General features: G+C 61.6%; 19 protein-coding genes and 1 riboswitch. Of the genes, 15 read left to right on the forward strand and 4 right to left on the reverse strand.

Annotated elements, in window-relative coordinates; all coding sequences use genetic code 11:
* Positions 1-181: 181 nt before the first annotated feature.
* The 3 genes from JSY17_RS19390 to purM are packed head-to-tail and all read right to left on the reverse strand — an operon-like array spanning position 182 to position 2,612.
* A complete protein-coding gene (locus JSY17_RS19390) occupies positions 182-895 on the reverse strand; it encodes a DUF3108 domain-containing protein (RefSeq protein WP_117163982.1) in 714 nt (237 codons plus the stop codon).
* An 8-nt stretch (positions 896-903) separates the two neighbouring features.
* On the reverse strand, positions 904-1,554 hold the full coding sequence (gene purN / locus JSY17_RS19395; protein ID WP_206403032.1) for a phosphoribosylglycinamide formyltransferase: 651 nt from the start codon (positions 1,552-1,554) through the stop codon (positions 904-906).
* Positions 1,554-2,612 carry a phosphoribosylformylglycinamidine cyclo-ligase gene (gene purM, locus JSY17_RS19400; protein WP_117185134.1) on the reverse strand — a complete coding sequence of 353 codons (1,059 nt, stop codon included), beginning with the start codon at positions 2,610-2,612 and terminating at the stop codon, positions 1,554-1,556. Before purM ends, purN begins: the two co-directional genes overlap by 1 nt.
* Before the next feature lie 484 nt (positions 2,613-3,096).
* Here purM and JSY17_RS19405 point away from each other — a divergent pair, with 484 nt between their 5' ends.
* The 6 genes from JSY17_RS19405 (at position 3,097) to JSY17_RS19430 (ending at position 8,338) form a co-directional block, all read left to right on the forward strand.
* Entirely contained in the window at positions 3,097-4,176 is a 1,080-nt protein-coding gene (locus JSY17_RS19405; RefSeq protein ID WP_117181092.1) for a DUF2066 domain-containing protein, read from the forward strand.
* A gap of 49 nt (positions 4,177-4,225) precedes the next feature.
* A complete protein-coding gene (locus JSY17_RS19410; protein WP_117163986.1) occupies positions 4,226-5,299 on the forward strand; it encodes an AI-2E family transporter in 1,074 nt (357 codons plus the stop codon).
* A 194-nt stretch (positions 5,300-5,493) separates the two neighbouring features.
* Positions 5,494-6,198, forward strand: coding sequence for a DnaA regulatory inactivator Hda (gene hda, locus JSY17_RS19415; protein ID WP_025261330.1), 705 nt, complete (start codon positions 5,494-5,496; stop codon positions 6,196-6,198).
* Positions 6,192-6,956: an NAD-dependent deacylase gene (locus JSY17_RS19420; protein WP_162883162.1), complete on the forward strand. Its 765-nt coding sequence runs from the start codon at positions 6,192-6,194 to the stop codon at positions 6,954-6,956. Before hda ends, JSY17_RS19420 begins: the two co-directional genes overlap by 7 nt.
* A 75-nt stretch (positions 6,957-7,031) precedes the next feature.
* Positions 7,032-7,706, forward strand: coding sequence for a C40 family peptidase (locus tag JSY17_RS19425; RefSeq protein ID WP_206403031.1), 675 nt, complete (start codon positions 7,032-7,034; stop codon positions 7,704-7,706).
* An 83-nt stretch (positions 7,707-7,789) separates the two neighbouring features.
* A complete protein-coding gene (locus JSY17_RS19430) occupies positions 7,790-8,338 on the forward strand; it encodes a C40 family peptidase (protein ID WP_117163988.1) in 549 nt (182 codons plus the stop codon).
* Positions 8,339-8,470: 132 nt separating this feature from the next.
* Here the strand turns inward: JSY17_RS19430 and JSY17_RS19435 are convergent, their stop codons facing one another.
* On the reverse strand, positions 8,471-9,790 hold the full coding sequence (locus JSY17_RS19435; protein WP_206403030.1) for a PQQ-dependent sugar dehydrogenase: 1,320 nt from the start codon (positions 9,788-9,790) through the stop codon (positions 8,471-8,473).
* Positions 9,791-9,894: 104 nt separating this feature from the next.
* Positions 9,895-10,116: riboswitch (cobalamin riboswitch) on the forward strand.
* 92 nt (positions 10,117-10,208) lie between these two features.
* Here JSY17_RS19435 and cobO point away from each other — a divergent pair.
* From cobO to cobC, 9 genes are read left to right on the forward strand one after another with little or no spacing between them, the layout of a single operon-like run.
* Complete coding sequence (gene cobO / locus JSY17_RS19440; protein WP_117163990.1) at positions 10,209-10,820, forward strand: cob(I)yrinic acid a,c-diamide adenosyltransferase; 612 nt, start codon at positions 10,209-10,211, stop codon at positions 10,818-10,820.
* A gap of 10 nt (positions 10,821-10,830) precedes the next feature.
* Positions 10,831-12,126, forward strand: a complete 1,296-nt coding sequence (locus JSY17_RS19445; RefSeq protein WP_206403029.1) for a cobyrinate a,c-diamide synthase — start codon at positions 10,831-10,833, stop codon at positions 12,124-12,126.
* Complete coding sequence (gene bluB, locus JSY17_RS19450) at positions 12,123-12,773, forward strand: 5,6-dimethylbenzimidazole synthase (RefSeq protein ID WP_206403028.1); 651 nt, start codon at positions 12,123-12,125, stop codon at positions 12,771-12,773. The genes JSY17_RS19445 and bluB overlap by 4 nt, the downstream gene beginning before the upstream one ends.
* The gene (gene cbiB / locus JSY17_RS19455) at positions 12,770-13,678 is read left to right on the forward strand and encodes an adenosylcobinamide-phosphate synthase CbiB (RefSeq protein ID WP_117181096.1); all 909 of its coding nucleotides are present in this window, start codon (positions 12,770-12,772) and stop codon (positions 13,676-13,678) included. Before bluB ends, cbiB begins: the two co-directional genes overlap by 4 nt.
* Positions 13,671-14,672 (forward strand): threonine-phosphate decarboxylase CobD, encoded by a 1,002-nt coding sequence (cobD, locus tag JSY17_RS19460; protein WP_206403027.1) that lies wholly within the window; start codon positions 13,671-13,673, stop codon positions 14,670-14,672. Before cbiB ends, cobD begins: the two co-directional genes overlap by 8 nt.
* Positions 14,669-16,129 (forward strand): cobyric acid synthase, encoded by a 1,461-nt coding sequence (locus JSY17_RS19465; RefSeq protein ID WP_206403025.1) that lies wholly within the window; start codon positions 14,669-14,671, stop codon positions 16,127-16,129. The genes cobD and JSY17_RS19465 overlap by 4 nt, the downstream gene beginning before the upstream one ends.
* 1 nt (position 16,130) lies before the next feature.
* A complete protein-coding gene (cobU, locus tag JSY17_RS19470) occupies positions 16,131-16,652 on the forward strand; it encodes a bifunctional adenosylcobinamide kinase/adenosylcobinamide-phosphate guanylyltransferase (protein ID WP_206403024.1) in 522 nt (173 codons plus the stop codon).
* Positions 16,649-17,701 (forward strand): nicotinate-nucleotide--dimethylbenzimidazole phosphoribosyltransferase, encoded by a 1,053-nt coding sequence (gene cobT / locus JSY17_RS19475; protein WP_206403023.1) that lies wholly within the window; start codon positions 16,649-16,651, stop codon positions 17,699-17,701. Before cobU ends, cobT begins: the two co-directional genes overlap by 4 nt.
* Complete coding sequence (gene cobC, locus JSY17_RS19480) at positions 17,698-18,270, forward strand: alpha-ribazole phosphatase family protein (RefSeq protein ID WP_206403022.1); 573 nt, start codon at positions 17,698-17,700, stop codon at positions 18,268-18,270. The genes cobT and cobC overlap by 4 nt, the downstream gene beginning before the upstream one ends.
* Position 18,271 lies beyond the last annotated feature (1 nt).

The following is an 18,271-nucleotide window of genomic DNA, read 5'->3' on the forward strand; positions in this document are numbered from 1 at the left end:
TGCCGAAACAAAGGGGGCCGCCGTAAAGGCGGAACCGGTAGAACCAGCCCATACCGATAATGGATATGTACGCCGGAAAACGTTTACCCCACGAAAAATACGTTTTAATTCATGGTCTTGCGTCTTGTCTGATGAGAGGCAGAGCAGTGAGGTCGCCAGCAAGCTGCCTCCCACAAAAGGCTTAGCTGCCTTTCACAGCCTTGCCGTTGACGGTGCCGTCCAACAGCATGATGTTGTATTCCTTGCCATCGGTTTCGACCTGTTGCAGGCGAACCAGCAGGTAATCCCAGTCCTTGGCGAACCACAGTACGGTGGTTCGCTTGCTTTGTGTCGGGTCACGTACGCGCTCGACCTTGATGGCATCGACCTGGCCGGCCTTGGTGGCGACCTTTTCCGAACCCAGCACGCGGAAGTCATAGGTATCGATCTCGTCACCATCGACGACCTGATAGCTCATACTCTTCTTGCCGGCTGCCACGTCATGCTGCAGGGCCAACTGGTAAGTGGATTTGTCGAGAACGCCACGGTTGAGTGCAAGCTTGATGGCGTCGCCACGGTCGCTGCCGGTCACGAACTTGGCATCCCAGTCGAAGGCCAGATCAACCTTCTTGGACTTGCCCAGACCGCTGCGCTCGAAGTTGTAGGTCTGCGGCAGCATCACCTCTTTGTCGATTTTCAGCGTGCTGACTTCCGTCAGGCTGGCAATCATCATCGAGGCCTTGAAGCTGAGGGTCCAGGTGCCGTTGGGGCCGGCTTCCAGGCTGCGTTCGGCGGTACCGCTCATTGGAAGCTGCTTCCAGTCGGCGGTATAGCTGGCGGAGAAGGGTTGAAGATCTGCTGCATGTGCCGCAGGTAGTGCGAACAGAGCGAAAGCGAAGAGCAAGGCACGACGCATGATATCTCCTAGTCTTGAATCAAGTGTCCGGTGGGCGGAAGTAACTTGCCATCCAGTAATGAACCCTCATCGCCAAGACGCAATCTGCCTTCGGCGAACCAGCGTATGGCCAGCGGGTAGATCCGGTGTTCCTGTGCGTGGACCCGTTGCGCAAGTGTGGCTGGCGAGTCCTGCAACTCTACTGAAATCACAGCCTGTACGACCAGTGGCCCGCCATCGAGTTCCTCGGTGACGAAATGCACGCTGCAGCCGTGCTCGGTATCTCCGGCTTCCAGCGCACGCTGGTGAGTATGCAGGCCTTTGTAGCGAGGCAGCAGGGAAGGGTGGATATTGAGCAGACGCCCCTGATAGTGACGAACGAAGTCCGCCGTCAGGATGCGCATGAATCCGGCCAGTACCACGAGTTGTGGCTCGAAGGTGTCGATCAGTTGCATCAGGGCGCTATCGAAGGCTTCGCGGCCTTCGTAGGCCTTGTGATCCAGAACGCAGGCTTCGATACCTGCGTCTCTGGCACGTTGCAGTCCGAATGCGTCTTCCCGGTTGGAAATGACGGCGCGGATACGGACGGGGCTGGCCCCGTCCTTGAAGCTGTCGATCATGGCTTGCAGGTTGCCACCGGTGCCGGACAGCAGCACCACGACATCGCAGGTGGCAGACATCAATGCGCCTTGAGGTTTTTCAGCTCGACTTGTGCTGCACCTTCGGCGGCGGTGGCGATCTGGCCGATGACCCAGGGTTGCTCGCCTGCTTCGCGCAGTACGTTCAGGGCGGTTTCAACGTGCTCCTGGGCAACGCAGATGACCATGCCGACGCCGCAGTTCAGGACGCGGTGCATTTCGTTTTCTTCAACGTTGCCTTGCTGCTGCAGCCAGTCGAATACTGCCGGACGCTGCCAGCTGGCGACGTCGACCACGGCTTGTGCGCCTTCTGGCAGTACACGCGGAATGTTATCCAGCAGGCCGCCACCGGTGATGTGGGCCATGGCCTTGACCGCGCCGGTTTCCTTGATCAGCTTGAGCAGTGGCTTGACGTAGATGCGGGTCGGAGCCATCAGCAGGTCGGTCAGAGGCTTGCCGTCCAGCTGGATGTTTTCGATATCGGCACCGGCGACTTCGATGATCTTGCGGATCAGGGAGTAACCGTTGGAGTGCGGGCCGGACGATGGCAGGGCGAGCAGGGCGTCACCGGCAACCACTTTCGAGCCGTCGATGATGTCGGCCTTTTCCACGACGCCGACGCAGAAGCCGGCCAGGTCGTAGTCTTCGCCTTCGTACATGCCGGGCATTTCGGCGGTTTCGCCGCCGACCAGCGAGCAGCCGGCCAGTTCACAGCCAGCGCCAATGCCGGTCACGACCTGGGCGGCGGTGTCGACGTTGAGTTTGCCGGTGGCGTAGTAGTCGAGGAAGAACAGCGGCTCTGCGCCACAGACCACCAGATCGTTGACGCACATGGCGACCAGATCGATGCCGATGCTGTCGTGCTTGTTCAGGTTCAGGGCCAGACGCAGCTTGGTGCCGACGCCGTCGGTGCCGGAAACCAGAACCGGTTGCTTGTAGCCGGCCGGGATTTCGCAGAGGGCGCCGAAACCTCCCAGGCCGCCCATGACTTCCGGACGCTTGGTGCGCTTGGCGACGCTCTTGATGCGTTCGACCAATGCTTCACCGGCGTCGATGTCTACACCGGCGTCTTTGTAGCTCAGGGAGGGTTGCTTGCTCATAAAAATCCAGGCCTTTAGGGGGGATTCGGGGGTATCGACCGCTGCGGCGGGGCCGGTTCAGGGTTGCGCTTTGCGCAATGCCGTTCGGGCCGCCACCATCGCCAGTCTGCGAAGGCGCGCGATTTTATCAGGCTTGCTGCCGGTGAGCCATCCTTGGGCCGACGGGCAGGGGGTATCAGGCAAAAATAAAATCTCCGTGAGCGGGTCGAAGCTTCCTTAATAAGCTGTAATTTAATGTGAATGATTGGCAACGAGCTGCTGTCTGAGGCATGTTGAGCACCTTTATACGGTCTTCAGCAGCCTGCATGAAAACTGCTGCGCTCGATCATGCTGCGTTGAAAACAGGCTCGGAATGCTCATGTACGCCCAGTAAAGTCGAGCGCGACTCCGACCGTTCCTTGCCTGCTTTCGCCTTGCCTGACCTTCGCTCGTTACGTTTTCATAGAGTCTGTTAATTGCCGTTTTTTCCGTTCGGGAACTGTCCATGCGTTTTTCTAGATTCCTTTTCGTCGGCTGTCTGTCCCTGTTCAGCCTGCCCGCTCTTGCCGAGACGGTGAGCAATTTGTACCAGGTCCGTGAAACCGTCAGCGGCCAGTCGCCCGAGGAGCGTACCCGCGCCACTCAGGCAGCGCTGGATACCCTGGTGGTGCGCCTGACCGGTGATGCGAAGGCTGCTCAGGGCTCGGCCCTGGCCGGGCTGCGCAAGGATCCGCAACAGATCATCAGCCAGTACGGTTATGAGGCCGGACCGCCTGAAACCCTGCTGGTGGATTTCGATCCGGCCACCACCGATCGTTCCCTGCGTCAGGCAGGGCTTGCGATCTGGGGAAGCAACCGCCCATCGATCCTGGGCTGGTGGCTGCTGGACTCCACGGAGGGCTCCAATCTGGTCGGTGATGGCCAGGCCGCCGCCGAGCCGCTGCGTCGTGCCGCGCAGCACCGTGGCCTGCCGTTGCGCCTGCCTCTGGCCGACTTGAGCGAGCAGGGTGTCGGTACCGCGCAGCATCTGGAAAGCAACGATGTCGCGCCTTTGAAAGAAGCGTCCGAGCGTTATGGTGCCGACGCGATTCTTGCCGTGCATGCCAAGGAAGAAGCCGGGCAGTGGCAGGGCAAGTGGCGTTTGTGGCTGGGCGATCAGCGCGAGCAGGGCGCTGCCACGGGGGCCAATCCCGAAGCGCTGGCCGATTCCATTCTCCTGGCGGTGAGCCAGCGTCTGGCGCCACGCTTCGTGGCCAAGCCCGGTGCATCCACCGGGCTGGTCTTCCAGGTGCAGGGCATGAACCTGGAGCGTTATGCGCAGTTGCTCAATCTGCTCGAACCTTTCGGCGCTCGCCTCAAGTCGGTCGAGGCCGATCGCGTGACATTTGAAGTCACGAGCAGCCCGGAGCAGCTACGCTCGCAATTGTCCCTGGCAAAATTGCAGGAAGTGCCGGCCAGCGAAGCGGCAGCCGCTACGCCACCGCCAGCCGCGCCAGTCGATGCTGCCACGCCACCGGCTGCTCCTGCTGCTGACGCGCCCATGATTGTCCCGGTGTCTGCACCGCAACTGTATTTCCGCTGGTAGTCCGGCAAAGAGTGCCGGAGTACGTTTTCTCTTGGGGTTGGGGTCATTGATGACTGATACAAAGCGTTGGTATGTGCTTGGCGGGATTGCCCTGCTGGCGGCGTTCATTTTCATGCTGCATCCGATCCTGATGCCTTTTCTGGTAGCGCTGCTGCTGGCTTACATGGGCGATCCGCTGGTAGATCGCCTGGAAAAGCTCGGCATGTCGAGAACCCTGGGCGTGGTGGCGGTGTTCGGCCTGTTTACACTGGTACTGATGGCTTTGCTGCTGGTTCTGGTGCCAATGCTGGCCAAGCAGTTGTTCCGCCTTTATGAGCTGGCACCGCAGATTCTCGACTGGCTGCAGCACACGGCCTTGCCGTGGGTGCAGGCCAAGTTCGGTCTGTCTGACGGTTTCTGGAAATTCGACAAGCTCAAGACCGCGCTTTCCGAGCATATGGGGCAGGCGGGGGATATCGTCAGCGTAGTGTTGTCCCAGGCCACGGCATCGAGCCTTGCACTGATCGGCTGGCTGACCAATCTGGTGCTGATCCCGGTGGTGTGTTTCTACCTGCTGCGCGACTGGGACTTGATGATGGGCAAGGTGCGTGGCTTGTTGCCGCGCCATCGTGAGGATCAGGTGGTGAAACTGGCTGGTGAATGTCATGAAGTGCTTGGCGCATTCATTCGTGGCCAGTTGCTGGTGATGGTCGGCCTGGGCGTGATCTACGCTGCCGGTCTGATGCTGGTGGGGCTGGAGCTTGGCCTGCTGATCGGTGTGATCGCCGGGCTGGCAGCCATCGTGCCTTATATGGGGTTCGTGATCGGTATCGGTGCGGCGCTGGTGGCCGGACTGTTCCAGTTTGGTGGCGAGTTGTATCCACTGCTGGGCATCGTCGCCGTGTTCATGATCGGCCAGATGCTCGAAGGCATGGTGCTGACGCCTTTGCTAGTGGGTGACCGGATCGGCCTGCATCCGGTGGCAGTGATCTTTGCGATCCTGGCCGGTGGCGAACTGTTCGGTTTTACCGGCATTCTGCTGGCGCTGCCGGTGGCGGCAGTGATTATGGTGCTGGTGCGCCATCTTCATGACCTTTATAAAGGCTCTGAAGTCTACAGCGGCATGGAAGACCCCGATCTATAGGGCTTTGCAGCTCGTCTGAATCCTGTGCCCGGACGTTTTCGTCGCGGGCCCTTCAGGCGAAGCTTTGCGTTGTCAAAGCGCAAGTCTTTGATTTTGCTTGGGGTATGGCGCATTGTGCCGTCGACGCCACGGGTATAAACTTTGCGCACTTTCCCAGAGGTCCCTAACGGTTCGCCTGAACCGTGCCCGTCAGCATGAAACCGATTCAGCTGCCCCTGAGTGTCCGTCTGCGTGATGACGCCACTTTCATCAACTACTATCCCGGTGCCAATGCTGCGGCACTCGGCTATGTCGAGCGCCTGTGCGAGGCCGATGCAGGGTGGACGGAAAGCCTGATTTATCTGTGGGGCAAGGATGGGGTAGGGCGCACACACTTGCTGCAGGCAGCCTGCCTGCGTTTCGAGCAGATGGGTGAGCCTTCTGTCTATCTGCCGCTGGCCGAAGTCATCGACGAAGGCGTCGAACTGTTCGATCACCTTGAGCAGTACGAACTGGTCTGTCTGGATGACCTGCAGGCGGTCGTGGGCAAGCCAGAGTGGGAAGAGGCGCTGTTTCATCTGTTCAATCGTCTGCGTGACAGCGGGCGTCGTCTGTTGATTGCTGCCTCCCAGTCGCCCCGCGAGTTGCCGGTCAAGCTGCCGGACCTCAAGTCCCGCCTGACCATGGCGCTGGTGTTCCAGATGCGCCCGCTGTCCGATGAAGACAAGCTGCGCGCCCTGCAACTGCGCGCTTCGCGTCGCGGTCTGCACCTGACCGATGAAGTCGGGCATTTCATCCTTACCCGCGGCACCCGCAGCATGAACGCCCTGTTCGAATTGCTTGAGCGTCTGGATCAGGCCTCCCTTCAGGAAAAGCGCAAGCTGACCATTCCCTTTCTCAAGGAAACCCTGGGTTGGTAGATCAGGCCTTGCTGATGCAGACGGCGGCAGCACTGCGCCATGCTCAGCGAATTCTGGTGATTACCGGTGCCGGGCTTTCGGCGGACTCGGGTCTGCCTACCTACCGCGGTGTAGGCGGTCTTTATAACGGCAAGACCGATGATGGCCTGCCCATTGAGGTGGCCTTGTCCGGGCCGATGCTGCGTCGTGATCCGGAACTGTGCTGGAAATACATCGCCGAACTGGGCAAGGCCTGCCTGGGCGGGCAGCCCAATGCCGCGCATTACGCCATTTCCCAATTGCAACGGATCAAGCCCGAGTGCTGGGTGCTGACCCAGAACGTCGATGGTTATCATCGTGCCGCCGGTAGCCCGCCTGAACGCCTGATCGAGATTCATGGGCAAATGGCTCCACTGTTTTGCCAGTCCTGTGGCGAAAAGGATCCTCATTTGAGTGAGCATCTGCAGCGACCGTTGCCGCCCTTGTGCCAAAAATGTAATGGCGTTTTGCGACCGTCTGTCGTTCTGTTTCAGGAGATGTTGCCGGAGAAAGCTTTAGAAACACTCTATGAGGAGATGGCCAAAGGCTTTGATGCGGTCTTGAGTATCGGGACCACCGCCAGCTTCCCCTATATCCATGAACCTGTGCTGCGGACCCGTATTTGCGGGGGATTCACCGCGGAAATCAATCCGGCACCCACCGATCACAGCGCCGCGATGGACGTTTTTCTGCAGTGCCGGGCAGCACATGTCATGGAGAAACTCATAAGTCACATTTGATTCGATTGAATTTGCAAATCGTCTGGATAGAGGGCATAGTCTCGCCTTCTTAACAGTTCAGCCACGGTCGTGCCCATGCAAGTAGTACGCTTCGCACCCCTCGTGCCCCTCGCACTCGTTACTTTTTTGTTTGGTTGCTCTGCCAATTTACCGGTTTCTCAAGAGCAACAACCGCAGTACCAGAATTCGATCAGCTCGCAATCTCCGGCTCGCCGTGCAGATGCAGCCATGTTGCAGGAAGAACTCGCCACTGAAGAAGAGCTGGCCGGTTTTGCTGACAACAAGCCTTACCAGTTGCCGGTTCTGGCCGACAGCATCCTGGAACGTGGCAAATCCCTGATCGGTACTCGCTACCGTTTCGGCGGCACTTCGACCACTTCGGGTTTCGACTGCAGCGGCTTTATCGGTTATCTGTTTCGTGAAGAGGCTGGCATGAGCCTGCCGCGCTCCACTCGCGAAATGATCAACGTGAATGCACCTCTGGTGTCGCGCAATGACCTCAAGCCCGGTGATCTGCTGTTCTTCAGCACCCGTGGTCGCGGTCGTGTGAGTCATGCAGCCATTTACCTGGGTGACGATCAGTTCATCCATTCCAGCAGCCGCCGTAGTGGTGGTGTGCGCATCGACAGCCTCGATGACGCCTACTGGAGCAAGACGTTCATCGAGGCCAAGCGTGCGCTGGCAATGGCTCCTTCTGCTGAGCCTGTCCAGACCACTGCGATGACCTCGACTACCAAGCGCCATAAATGATGAATACGCAGACAGGCATGAGCCTGTCTGCATTTTTCGGTTCTCGGCAGGGTAAGGCCGCATCCGCACAGGTTGTTGTGGTTATGTCGATTACGTTACGTCTGGCGGTCATTTCTCTTGCCGTGTTGCTGGGTGCTTGTGCCAGCTCACCACCTCCCCAGCCCCGCGTCGTTCAGCGTCCGGTGGTTTACGCTCCCCCTCAGGTTCTCTCTCAGGCTGCCGAAGACGTGCTGTTTCGTGCGCTCGGGCTGGTCGGCACGCCTTATCGCTGGGGCGGCAACACGCCTGATTCGGGTTTCGATTGCAGTGGTCTGATCGGTTATGTCTATCGCGATGCGGCGGGTATTTCGTTGCCGCGTTCGACCCGCGACATGATTGTGATGGGCGTGCCGAATGTCGGGCGTGAGCAGTTGCAATCCGGTGATCTGGTGTTTTTCGCCACTTCCGGTGGCTCGCAGGTTTCCCATGCGGGTATTTACGTCGGAGAAGGCCGTTTCGTGCATGCACCGGCAACCGGTGGCACCGTGAAGCTGGACAGCCTGGACAAGCCCTATTGGCAAAAGGCCTACCTCAACGCCAAGCGCGTCATCCAGCCCTCGAACCTGGCGCAGAACGCACAGTTGCATAACTGACACCTGTCACTTGTGGGAGGGGCATTGGCCGCGACGACTTGCTTGCAGGCAAACACATTGTCAGTGCCTTCACTGAAGCTGTCGCGGCCAAGGCCCCTCCCACGGGGTGCGGTCCAGCACTGGGGTGGTGGGTTATTTCACTGACGTCACCCGCCAGATCTTGTTGCCCACATCGTCCGCTACCAACAACCCGCCATGCTGGTCATTGACCACTCCCACCGGGCGGCCCTGGGCTTTTTCGTCTGCGCTCAGGAAACCGGTCAGTACGTCGACGGGTGCACCATTGGGTTTGCCGCCGCTGAACGGAATGAACACCACTTTATAGCCGCTGTGGGGCTTGCGGTTCCATGAGCCGTGCTGGCCGATGAACAGGCCTTCGTTGAAAGGGGCCGCAAGTGTCTTGCCGTCGGCGAACACCAGCCCCAGGGATGCGGTGTGCGGGCCGACGGCGTAATCGGGCGAGATGGCCTTGGCGACCAGTTCCGGTTTCTGCGGTTTGACCCGCTCATCCACATGCTGGCCGTAGTAGCTGTAAGGCCAGCCATAGAAACCGCCATCCTGTACCGAGGTCACGTAGTCAGGCACCAGGTCGCTGCCGATCTCGTCGCGCTCGTTGACGGCAGTCCACAACTTGCCGGTGTGCGGCTCCCAGTCCATGCCATTGGGGTTACGCAGGCCCGAGGCGAAAATCCGGTGCTGGCCGGTGGCAGCATCCACTTCCCAGATCGCGGCGCGGCCTTCTTCCTGATCCATGCCGTTTTCGCCGACGTTGCTGTTGGAGCCCACCGTCACGTACAACTTGCTGCCGTCCTTGCTGGCAATCACGTTCTTGGTCCAGTGGTGGTTGAGCGTGCCGCCGGGAAGGTCGACGACCTTGGTGGCCTGGGCGCTGATGGAGGTCTGGCCGGTTTCATAAGGAAAACTGATCAGACGGTCGGTATCGGCCACGCACAGCTTGTTGCCGACCAGGGTCATGCCGAACGGCGAGTTGAGGTTTTGCAGGAAGACCGTGCGAGTCTCGGCCACGCCGTCGTGGTCCTTGTCGCGCAGCAGGGTAATGCGGTTGGCGCTGGGCACACCGGCTCCGGCGCGGCCCATGACTTTTTCCATGACCCAGCCACGTATGCCTCTGGAATCGTCAGGCTTGGGCGGCGAATTGGTTTCCGCGACCAGCACGTCGCCATTGGGCAGCACGTACAGCCAGCGCGGGTGATCCAGCCCTTCGGCAAAGGCTGCGACCTGGGTGCCGGGTGCGGCAACCGGTTTGGCATTCTTTTCCCAACCCACGGCAGGGGCGATGTTGACGGTAGGGATCAGGGTCTTGTTCGGCTCGGGCAGCCTGGGCGAAGGGCCGGTGCCATCCGAGACTTGCAGTGTCGAGGACTCGCCGCAGGCCGTGAGGCCTCCTGCAACCAGAAGCAGCAAGGCAAGCCGGGGTCTGAGTGTGAACATGCCGATCTCCATAACGGTCAGTGGTCAGGTAAAGATAGGAGAGACCTGAACTGTCGAGGTTCAATCCTGTTGTGTCGATTGACGCTCCCAGCCCAACCCTCTACCCTTCGCGGCTTGTTTCAGGTGCTTTGCAATCCCCGATTGGCAGAGTGAAACAGGGAAGCCGGTGAGGATGCACTGCAACTCCGATCCCGGCGCTGCCCCCGCAACGGTAAATGAGTCAAGACTGCGCTCGATGCCACTGTGTCCCAGGACACGGGAAGGCGCGCAGATCAGGCCGATGCCTGCTCATGAGCCCGGAGACCGGCCTGATCCACTCAACAGCATCACGGCGGGCGATGCTCTGCGCAGGGCTTTGCCGTGCTGTCTGATGCTGTCCTTCCGTCTGCTTTCGCGTGCCCTCAAGCGGAGAGCTGAGATGAACGAATCCCCCGAACGTGACGAACGTCATCTGGCGCGCATGCAGCGCAAGAAGGCGGTGATGGACGAGCGCATTGCCAGTGCTCCCAACGAATGTGGCCTGCTGCTGGTCCTGACCGGCAATGGCAAGGGCAAGAGCAGCTCGGCATTCGGCATGCTCGCCCGGGCCATGGGCCACGACATGCAGTGTGGCGTGGTGCAGTTCATCAAGGGTCGCAACAGCACCGGTGAAGAGTTGTTCTTCCGGCGCTTTCCCGAGCAGGTGCGTTACCACGTGATGGGCGAGGGCTTCACTTGGGAGACCCAGGACCGCCAGCGTGATATCGCCGCCGCCGAAGCCGCCTGGGAAGTGTCCCGTGAAATGCTCCGCGACCCGGGCATCGGCCTGGTGATCCTCGATGAGCTGAATATCGCCCTCAAGCACGGCTATCTGGATCTGGAGCAAGTCCTGAGCGACCTGCAGGCCCGGCCACCGATGCAGCATGTGGTGGTGACCGGTCGTGGCGCCAAACCCGAATTGATCGACCTGTCCGATACCGTTTCCGAGATCGGCGTAGTCAAGCACGCGTTCCAGGCCGGAATCCGTGCGCAAAAAGGCATCGAGTTGTGAGTAATCCTGTATGAGAGCGCCGCGTCATTGCCCGGCCGTATTGATTGCCGCGCCTGCTTCCGGGCAGGGCAAGACCACGGTCACCGCGGCGCTGGCACGCCTGCACCGTAACCAGGGCCGCAAGGTCCGGGTCTTCAAGTGCGGGCCTGATTTTCTGGACCCGATGATTCTGGAGCGGGCCAGCGGCGCGCCGGTCTACCAGCTGGATCTGTGGATGGTGGGGGCCGACGAAAGCCGGCGTCTGCTGTGGGAGGCTGCCGCCGAGGCGGACCTGATCCTGATCGAAGGCGTCATGGGGCTGTTCGACGGTACGCCATCGAGTGCCGATCTGGCTCGTCATTTTGGCGTGCCGGTACTGGGCGTGATCGATGGCACGGCCATGGCCCAGACCTTCGGAGCGCTGGCTCTGGGGTTGGCGCGTTATCAGCCGGACCTGCCGTTTGCCGGAGTGCTGGCCAACCGGGTCGGCACCGTGCGTCATGCGCAATTGCTCGAAGGCAGCCTGACCGAAGGCCTGCGCTGGTATGGCGCACTGTCCCGGGAGACCGGTATCGAATTGCCGAGCCGTCATCTGGGGCTGGTGCAGGCCAGCGAACTCAACGATCTGGATCTGCGTCTGGACGCTGCCGCCGATGCGCTGGCCAGCACCTGCGACGTGCTCCTGCCGCCTGCCGTGACCTTCAATGCGCCGGACCCTGTGCCCGTCGAACCTTTGCTGGCCGGTGTGCGTATCGCCATCGCCCGCGACGAGGCCTTTGCCTTTGCTTATGGCGCGAGTCTGGATTTGCTGCGAGCCATGGGGGCGGAACTGTCGTTCTTCTCGCCGATTCGCGATCGCCACCTGCCCGAAGCCGAAAGCCTGTATCTGCCGGGCGGTTATCCCGAGCTTCATCATGCTGCGCTGGCTGAAAACGCTCCGATGCTGGAGGCGATTCGTGCCCATCATCAGGCAGGCAAGCCGATCCTGGCCGAATGCGGTGGCATGTTGTACCTGCTCGACGCCTTGACCGATGTCGAAGGGCAGCGTGCCGAGTTGGTGGGCCTGCTCGATGGCGAGGCGGTCATGCAAAAGCGCCTGGCGGCCCTGGCCCTGCAAGCGGTCGAGCTGCCCGAAGGTTCGCTGCGCGGACATACCTATCACCATTCTCTGACCAGCACCGAGTTGCAGCCCATTGCCCGTGGTGTCAGCCCCAATGGCGGACGAGGCGCGGAAGCGGTGTACCGCGATGGCCGTCTGACGGCTTCCTACGTGCACTTCTATTTCCCTTCCAATCCTCAAGCGGTTGCGGCGCTGTTCACACCATGAGCGATCAGGCTTTCAGTCCCCAGGAGCGGGCCGCGGTCTATCGGGCCATTGCCGAGCGCCGCGACATGCGCCACTTCAGTGGCGGCAGCGTGGCACCCGAACTGCTCGCGCGCTTGCTTGAGGCGGCGCATCAGGCTCCCAGTGTCGGCCTGATGCAGCCCTGGCGTTTTATCCGTATCAGCGACCGGACATTGCGTGCGCAAATGCAGGCCCAGGTGGAAGAGGAGCGGGTGCGTACCGCCGAAGCCCTGGGCGAGCGGGCCGACGAATTCATGAAGCTCAAGGTCGAGGGCATCAGCGACTGCGCCGAAGTATTGGTGGCCGCGCTCATGGAAGACCGGGAGAAGCATGTCTTCGGCCGCCGGACCTTGCCGGAAATGGACATGGCATCTCTGTCCTGTGCGATCCAGAACCTGTGGCTGGCCTCCCGTGCCGAAGGACTGGGCATGGGCTGGGTGTCGCTGTTCGATCCCGAGGAGCTGGCCAGCCTGCTGGGCATGCCCGAAGGCGCAAAACCTCTGGCGATTCTGTGCCTGGGGCCGGTGGAAGAATTTTACCCGGCACCGATGCTGGTGCTGGAAGGCTGGGCGCAGGCGCGGCCACTCAATGAACTGCTGTATGAGAATCAATGGGGAGTGAGTCCATGAGTGTGGCGCTGTTGAGCGTTGCCGGCGTGGCGCTGGATGCGTTGCTCGGCGAGCCGAAACGCTCACATCCGCTGGTGGCGTTCGGTCGTCTGGCCGACCGTATCGAGCAGCGTTTCAATTCCGGTGGCCGTGGCTGGCGCAGTCATGGAGTCACGGCCTGGTTTCTGGCCGTGGTGCCCTTGACGCTGCTGGCAACCATCCTCAGCTGGCTGCCTTATATCGGCTGGCTGGTGGAGATTCTGGCGCTGTATTGCGCTTTGGGACTGCGCAGCCTGGGCGAGCATGTGGAGCCGGTTGCCCAGGCCCTGCGCTCGGGCAATCTGGATGAGGCGCGGCGGCGGGTCGGTTATCTGGTCAGCCGCCAGACCACCGAACTGGACGAAACGGAAGTCGCCCGTGCAGCCACCGAATCGGTACTGGAAAACGGCAGCGATGCGGTGTTTGCCGCGCTGTTCTGGTTTGCGGTGGCCGGTGCTCCCGGCGTGGTTCTGTATCGACTGAGCAATACGCTGGATGCCATGTGGGGTTATCGCAACGAACGCTTCGAGCGCTTCGGCTGGGCGGCAGCGAAAATCGACGACCTGCTCAACTACATTCCTGCGCGTCTTGTGGCCCTGACCTACGCGCTGCTGGGCAAGACTCGTCTGGCTCTGCGTTGCTGGCGCACCCAAGGGCCGACCTGGGACAGCCCCAACGCCGGTCCGGTCATGGCCGCCGGTGCCGGTGCCCTGGGGGTCGAGCTGGGTGGCGCAGCGATCTATCACGGCGAACTGCATCAGCGTCCGCAACTGGGCGAAGGCGTGCCCGCCGATGCGGATGCCATCGATCGTGGCTGGCAACTGGTGCAAAGAGGCGTCTGGCTGTGGTTGCTGGTCCTGTGCGTGGGGGCCGAGTTCTATGCTTGAGCACGGTGGTCGCCTGAGGGCGGCAGCGCAGCGTTATGGTATCGACCGCGCCGACTGGCTGGACCTGTCTACCGGCATTGCGCCCTGGGCATGGCCGATTCCGGAGATTCCTGCACAGGCCTGGGCGCGTCTGCCGGAAACCGAGGATGGCCTGGAAGCCGCCGCCTGCGCCTATTACGGCGTACCTCAACTCTTGCCGGTGCCGGGTTCGCAAGCCGCGATCCAGGCCTTGCCTCGTGTGCGCAGCGCCTGTCGGGTCGGTGTTCTGTCGCCGTGCTATGCCGAGCACGCCCATGCCTGGCGCAAAAGCGGATTTCTGGTGCGTGAAGTGCAGGAACAGGAAGTGGATTACTTTCTGGACAGCCTCGACGTGCTGGTGGTGGTCAATCCCAACAATCCCACGGGCCTGCACCTGACCCCGGAGCGTTTGCTGGAATGGCACGCGCGTCTGGTCGAGCGGGGCGGCTGGCTGGTGGTTGATGAAGCATTCATGGATAACACGCCGGACACCAGTCTGGCGGCCGAAAGCTGGCGGGTCGGCCTGATCGTGCTGCGTTCGTTCGGCAAGTTCTTTGGTCTGGCCGGTGTGCGGTTGGGCTTCGTGCTGGCGGAGTCGAGTCTGCTCAAGGCCCTGTCGGCAGAAATCGGCCCCTGGGCGGTCAGCGGGCCGACTCGGATTCTGGGACAGGCTTGTCTCGCAGATCTTGAAGGTCATGCCCGCCAGCGGCTGCGTTGTGATCGGGCCAGTCAGCGTCTGATGGCCTTGCTGAGCAATCACGGCCTGACCCCGCAAGGAGGCTGCGCGCTGTTTCAGTGGGTGGTCACCGAGCAAGCCCGGGCCTTGCACGACTTCTTTGCCCGACGCGGAGTCCTGCTGCGTCTGTTCGAGGGCGAGGGCAGCGTCGGCAGTCTGCGCTTTGGTTTGCCTTGCGAAGAGGCCGACTGGTCGCGCCTGGAACATGTACTGCTTGAATATCGCAAGGAAACCCCATGACCACGTTGATGGTGCAAGGCACGACTTCCGATGCCGGCAAAAGCACGCTTGTCACTGCGCTGTGCCGCTGGCTGATCCGCCAGGGAGTCAGGGTGGTGCCGTTCAAGCCGCAGAACATGGCGCTCAACAGTGCCGTGACGGCGGACGGCGGGGAGATCGGTCGTGCTCAGGCCGTGCAGGCCCAGGCCTGTGGCCTGGAACCCCATACCGACATGAACCCGGTGCTGCTCAAGCCCAATAGCGATACCGGCGCTCAGGTCATCATCCATGGCCGCGCTGTCACCACCATGAATGCTGTGGCGTATCACGGCTATAAAGAGATCGCGATGCAGGCGGTGCTGGAGTCCCATCGGCGTCTGGGCGAGACGTATCCGGTGATCATGGTCGAAGGTGCCGGTTCGCCTGCGGAGATCAATCTGCGCGCCAATGACATCGCCAACATGGGGTTTGCCGAAGCGGTGGATTGCCCTGTGCTGCTGGTGGCCGATATCAACCGCGGTGGCGTGTTCGCGCATCTGGTGGGCACGCTGGAGTTGCTGTCGCCCAGCGAGCAGGCGCGGGTCAAGGGGTTTGTCATCAATCGCTTTCGTGGCGATATCGCGCTGTTGCAGCCCGGGCTGGACTGGCTCGAAGCCCGCACCGGCAAGCCGGTGGTGGGCGTGCTGCCTTATGTGATGGATTTGCATCTGGAAGCCGAAGACGGCCTGGATCGACGCCAGACCGACAAGGTGGAACAGGTGCTCAATGTCGTGGTGCCGGTGTTGCCGCGCATCAGCAACCACACCGATTTCGATCCGTTGCGTCTGCACCCGCAGGTCAATCTGCAATTTATCGGCCCCGGTCAGGCTGTGCCTCCTGCCGATCTGATCATCCTGCCCGGTTCGAAAAGCGTGCGCAGCGACCTGGCTTACCTGCGTGCCAACGGCTGGGAGACGGCCATTGCCCGGCATCTGCGCTATGGCGGCAAGCTGTTGGGTATTTGCGGCGGCCTGCAGATGCTGGGCCAGCAGGTGCATGATCCCCTTGGTCTGGAGGGTGCGGCAGGTTCGAGCCCCGGTCTGGGCTTGCTGGAAATGAGCACGGTGCTGGAAGCCGAGAAACAGTTGCGCAATGTACGCGGGCGTCTGGCGCTGGAAGAGGCCGAAGTCTGCGGCTATGAAATCCATGCAGGTGTGACCAGCGGCGCGGCCTTGGAAAACGCTGCCGTGCATCTGGACGATGGTCGTCGTGACGGTGCGCAAAGTGTCGACGGGCAGATTCTCGGTACTTACCTGCACGGCCTGTTCGAGTCGCCTGCTGCCTCTAGCGCGCTGCTGCGCTGGGCGGGCCTGCAGGATGTGCAGCAGGTGGATTATCACGGGCTGCGGGAGCGGGATATCGAGCGTCTGGCCGATCTGGTGGAAAAACACCTCGATGGCCCGCTGTTACGCGAGCTGTGCGGCCTGGAGGTGAATTGAAATGCTGCAATTGATCCTGGGTGGTGCTCGTTCCGGCAAGAGCCGTCTGGCTGAAAGGCTGGCGGCAGAGTCGGGGTTGCACGTCATTTATATCGCCACCAGTCAGCCGCTGGACGGCGAGATGAATCAGCGCGTGGCGACTCACCGTCAACGTCGTCCCTACAGTTGGGGGCTGGTCGAGGAGCCGGTCGAGCTGGCACGTGTCCTGCGCGAAAACGCTGCAAGTGGACACTGCCTGCTGGTGGACTGCCTGACGCTGTGGCTGACCAATCTGCTGATGCTTGATGATCCCGAGCGTCTGCTCCGGGAGCGCGAGGCGCTGCTGGAATGCCTGGGCGAACTGCCGGGCGAAATCATTTTTGTCAGTAACGAAACCGGGCTGGGCGTCGTGCCGCTGGGTGAGCTGACCCGCCGCTATGTCGATGAAGCGGGGCTGTTGCATCAGGCCCTGGCCGAGCGTTGCCAGCGTGTGGTGTTGACCGTTGCCGGCCTGCCTCTGACTTTGAAAGGACCTGCATTATGAGTACTTCCTGGTGGCTCAAGCCTGCTCGGGCTATCGATGTGCCGATGCGCGAAGCCGCGCTGGCCCGTCAGCAGCAACTGACCAAACCGGCCGGTTCGCTGGCGCAACTGGAGCGACTGGCGGTCCAGCTCGCGGGCTTGCAGGGGCGCGTCAAACCCAGTGCCGATCAGCTGTGGATCGCGATTTTTGCTGGCGATCATGGCGTCGTTGCCCAAGGCGTTTCGGCCTATCCGCAGGAAGTGACCGGGCAGATGCTGCATAACTTCGTCAACGGCGGGGCCGCAATCAGCGTGCTGGCGCGGCAGTTGTCGGCGCAACTGGATGTGGTGGATCTGGGCACAGTGTCACCAGTGGATTTCCCCGGTGTGCGGCATCTGCGCATCGGCGCAGGAACCGCCGACTTCACCCGGGGCCCGGCCATGACGAGCGAGCAAGGGCTGGCGGCCATGCAGGCCGGACGTGACAGCGTGCTGCGCGCCAAGGCGGCGGGTTCTGAGCTGTTTATCGGTGGCGAGATGGGGATCGGCAACACCACGGCGGCCAGTGCGGTCGCCTGTTCGTTGCTGGAATGCGCGGCGCAATTGCTGGTCGGCCCCGGCACCGGTCTGAACGCCGAAGGTGTGCGACACAAGAGCGAGGTCATCGAGCGTGCCCTGGCCTTGCATGCCGAGCAGGTGGGCGACCCGTTGCAAAGCCTGTTCTGCCTGGGCGGCTTCGAGATTGCTGCATTGGTGGGCGCTTATCTGGCCTGTGTCCAGGAAGGTATCGCGGCACTGGTGGATGGTTTCATCTGCAGCGTGGCGGCATTGGTGGCGGTGCGTCTGAATCCGTCCTGCCGCGACTGGCTGTTGTTTGGCCATCGTGGTGCGGAGCCTGGGCATCGCCATTTGCTGGAAGCCTTGCAGGCCGAGCCGCTGCTGGACCTGGGCCTGCGCCTGGGCGAAGGCAGTGGCGCAGCCCTGGCAGTGCCGCTGGTGCGTCTGGCCTGTGAGCTGCATAACGGCATGGCGACCTTTGCCGAAGCGGCTGTGGCGGATCGTCCGGCATGACCTTGCATCTGGATCTGTTGCGGCACGGTGAAACCGAACTGGGCGGCGGTCTGCGTGGCAGCCTGGACGATGCCCTCACCGCAACAGGCTGGGAGCAGATGCGCGAGGCCGTTACGCAAGCAGGGCCGTGGAGCCGGATTTACACCTCGCCCTTGCAGCGTTGTGCGCGTTTCTCCGAAGAGCTGGCCGCAAGACTGGCGCTGCCGCTGCATGTCGAGCCGGGTTTGCAGGAGCTGCACTTCGGTGACTGGGAAGGACATAGCGCAGCCCGGTTGATGGAAACCGACGCCGAAGGGCTGGGGCGGTTCTGGGACGATCCTTACGCTTTCACGCCGCCCAATGGCGAGCGGGTGGCGGACTTTTCCGAGCGAGTATTGGGCGCAGTGCAAGGCTTGCAGCAGCGCCATGCCGGTGAGCGGGTGTTGCTGGTCAGTCACGGTGGAGTGATGCGCCTGTTGCTGGCTCAGGCTCGTGGTCTGCCTCGCGAGCAATTGTTGCAGGTGGTGGTCGGGCACGGCGCGCTGCTGTCCATCAAGGTCGCTGCTGGCGGCGTGCTGACGGAGAACTGAG

The sequence above is a fragment of the Pseudomonas capsici genome, from assembly GCF_017165765.1.
GTDB lineage: Bacteria > Pseudomonadota > Gammaproteobacteria > Pseudomonadales > Pseudomonadaceae > Aquipseudomonas > Aquipseudomonas capsici.

Bases quoted from the DNA above. Each gene is read 5' to 3' on its own strand.
- cobT (WP_206403023.1), top strand. From the start codon at position 16,649: ATGAGTACTTCCTGGTGGCTCAAGCCTGCTCGGGCTATCGATGTGCCG.
- purN (WP_206403032.1), bottom strand. From the start codon at position 1,554: ATGTCTGCCACCTGCGATGTCGTGGTGCTGCTGTCCGGCACCGGTGGC.
- cobD (WP_206403027.1), top strand. From the start codon at position 13,671: ATGCTTGAGCACGGTGGTCGCCTGAGGGCGGCAGCGCAGCGTTATGGT.
- bluB (WP_206403028.1), top strand. From the start codon at position 12,123: ATGAGCGATCAGGCTTTCAGTCCCCAGGAGCGGGCCGCGGTCTATCGG.
- cobU (WP_206403024.1), top strand. From the start codon at position 16,131: ATGCTGCAATTGATCCTGGGTGGTGCTCGTTCCGGCAAGAGCCGTCTG.
- cobC (WP_206403022.1), top strand. From the start codon at position 17,698: ATGACCTTGCATCTGGATCTGTTGCGGCACGGTGAAACCGAACTGGGC.
- purM (WP_117185134.1), bottom strand. From the start codon at position 2,612: ATGAGCAAGCAACCCTCCCTGAGCTACAAAGACGCCGGTGTAGACATC.
- JSY17_RS19390 (WP_117163982.1), bottom strand. From the start codon at position 895: ATGCGTCGTGCCTTGCTCTTCGCTTTCGCTCTGTTCGCACTACCTGCG.
- JSY17_RS19410 (WP_117163986.1), top strand. From the start codon at position 4,226: ATGACTGATACAAAGCGTTGGTATGTGCTTGGCGGGATTGCCCTGCTG.
- JSY17_RS19405 (WP_117181092.1), top strand. From the start codon at position 3,097: ATGCGTTTTTCTAGATTCCTTTTCGTCGGCTGTCTGTCCCTGTTCAGC.
- JSY17_RS19465 (WP_206403025.1), top strand. From the start codon at position 14,669: ATGACCACGTTGATGGTGCAAGGCACGACTTCCGATGCCGGCAAAAGC.
- JSY17_RS19430 (WP_117163988.1), top strand. From the start codon at position 7,790: ATGTCGATTACGTTACGTCTGGCGGTCATTTCTCTTGCCGTGTTGCTG.
- cobO (WP_117163990.1), top strand. From the start codon at position 10,209: ATGAACGAATCCCCCGAACGTGACGAACGTCATCTGGCGCGCATGCAG.
- JSY17_RS19445 (WP_206403029.1), top strand. From the start codon at position 10,831: ATGAGAGCGCCGCGTCATTGCCCGGCCGTATTGATTGCCGCGCCTGCT.
- JSY17_RS19435 (WP_206403030.1), bottom strand. From the start codon at position 9,790: ATGTTCACACTCAGACCCCGGCTTGCCTTGCTGCTTCTGGTTGCAGGA.
- hda (WP_025261330.1), top strand. From the start codon at position 5,494: ATGAAACCGATTCAGCTGCCCCTGAGTGTCCGTCTGCGTGATGACGCC.
- cbiB (WP_117181096.1), top strand. From the start codon at position 12,770: ATGAGTGTGGCGCTGTTGAGCGTTGCCGGCGTGGCGCTGGATGCGTTG.
- JSY17_RS19425 (WP_206403031.1), top strand. From the start codon at position 7,032: ATGCAAGTAGTACGCTTCGCACCCCTCGTGCCCCTCGCACTCGTTACT.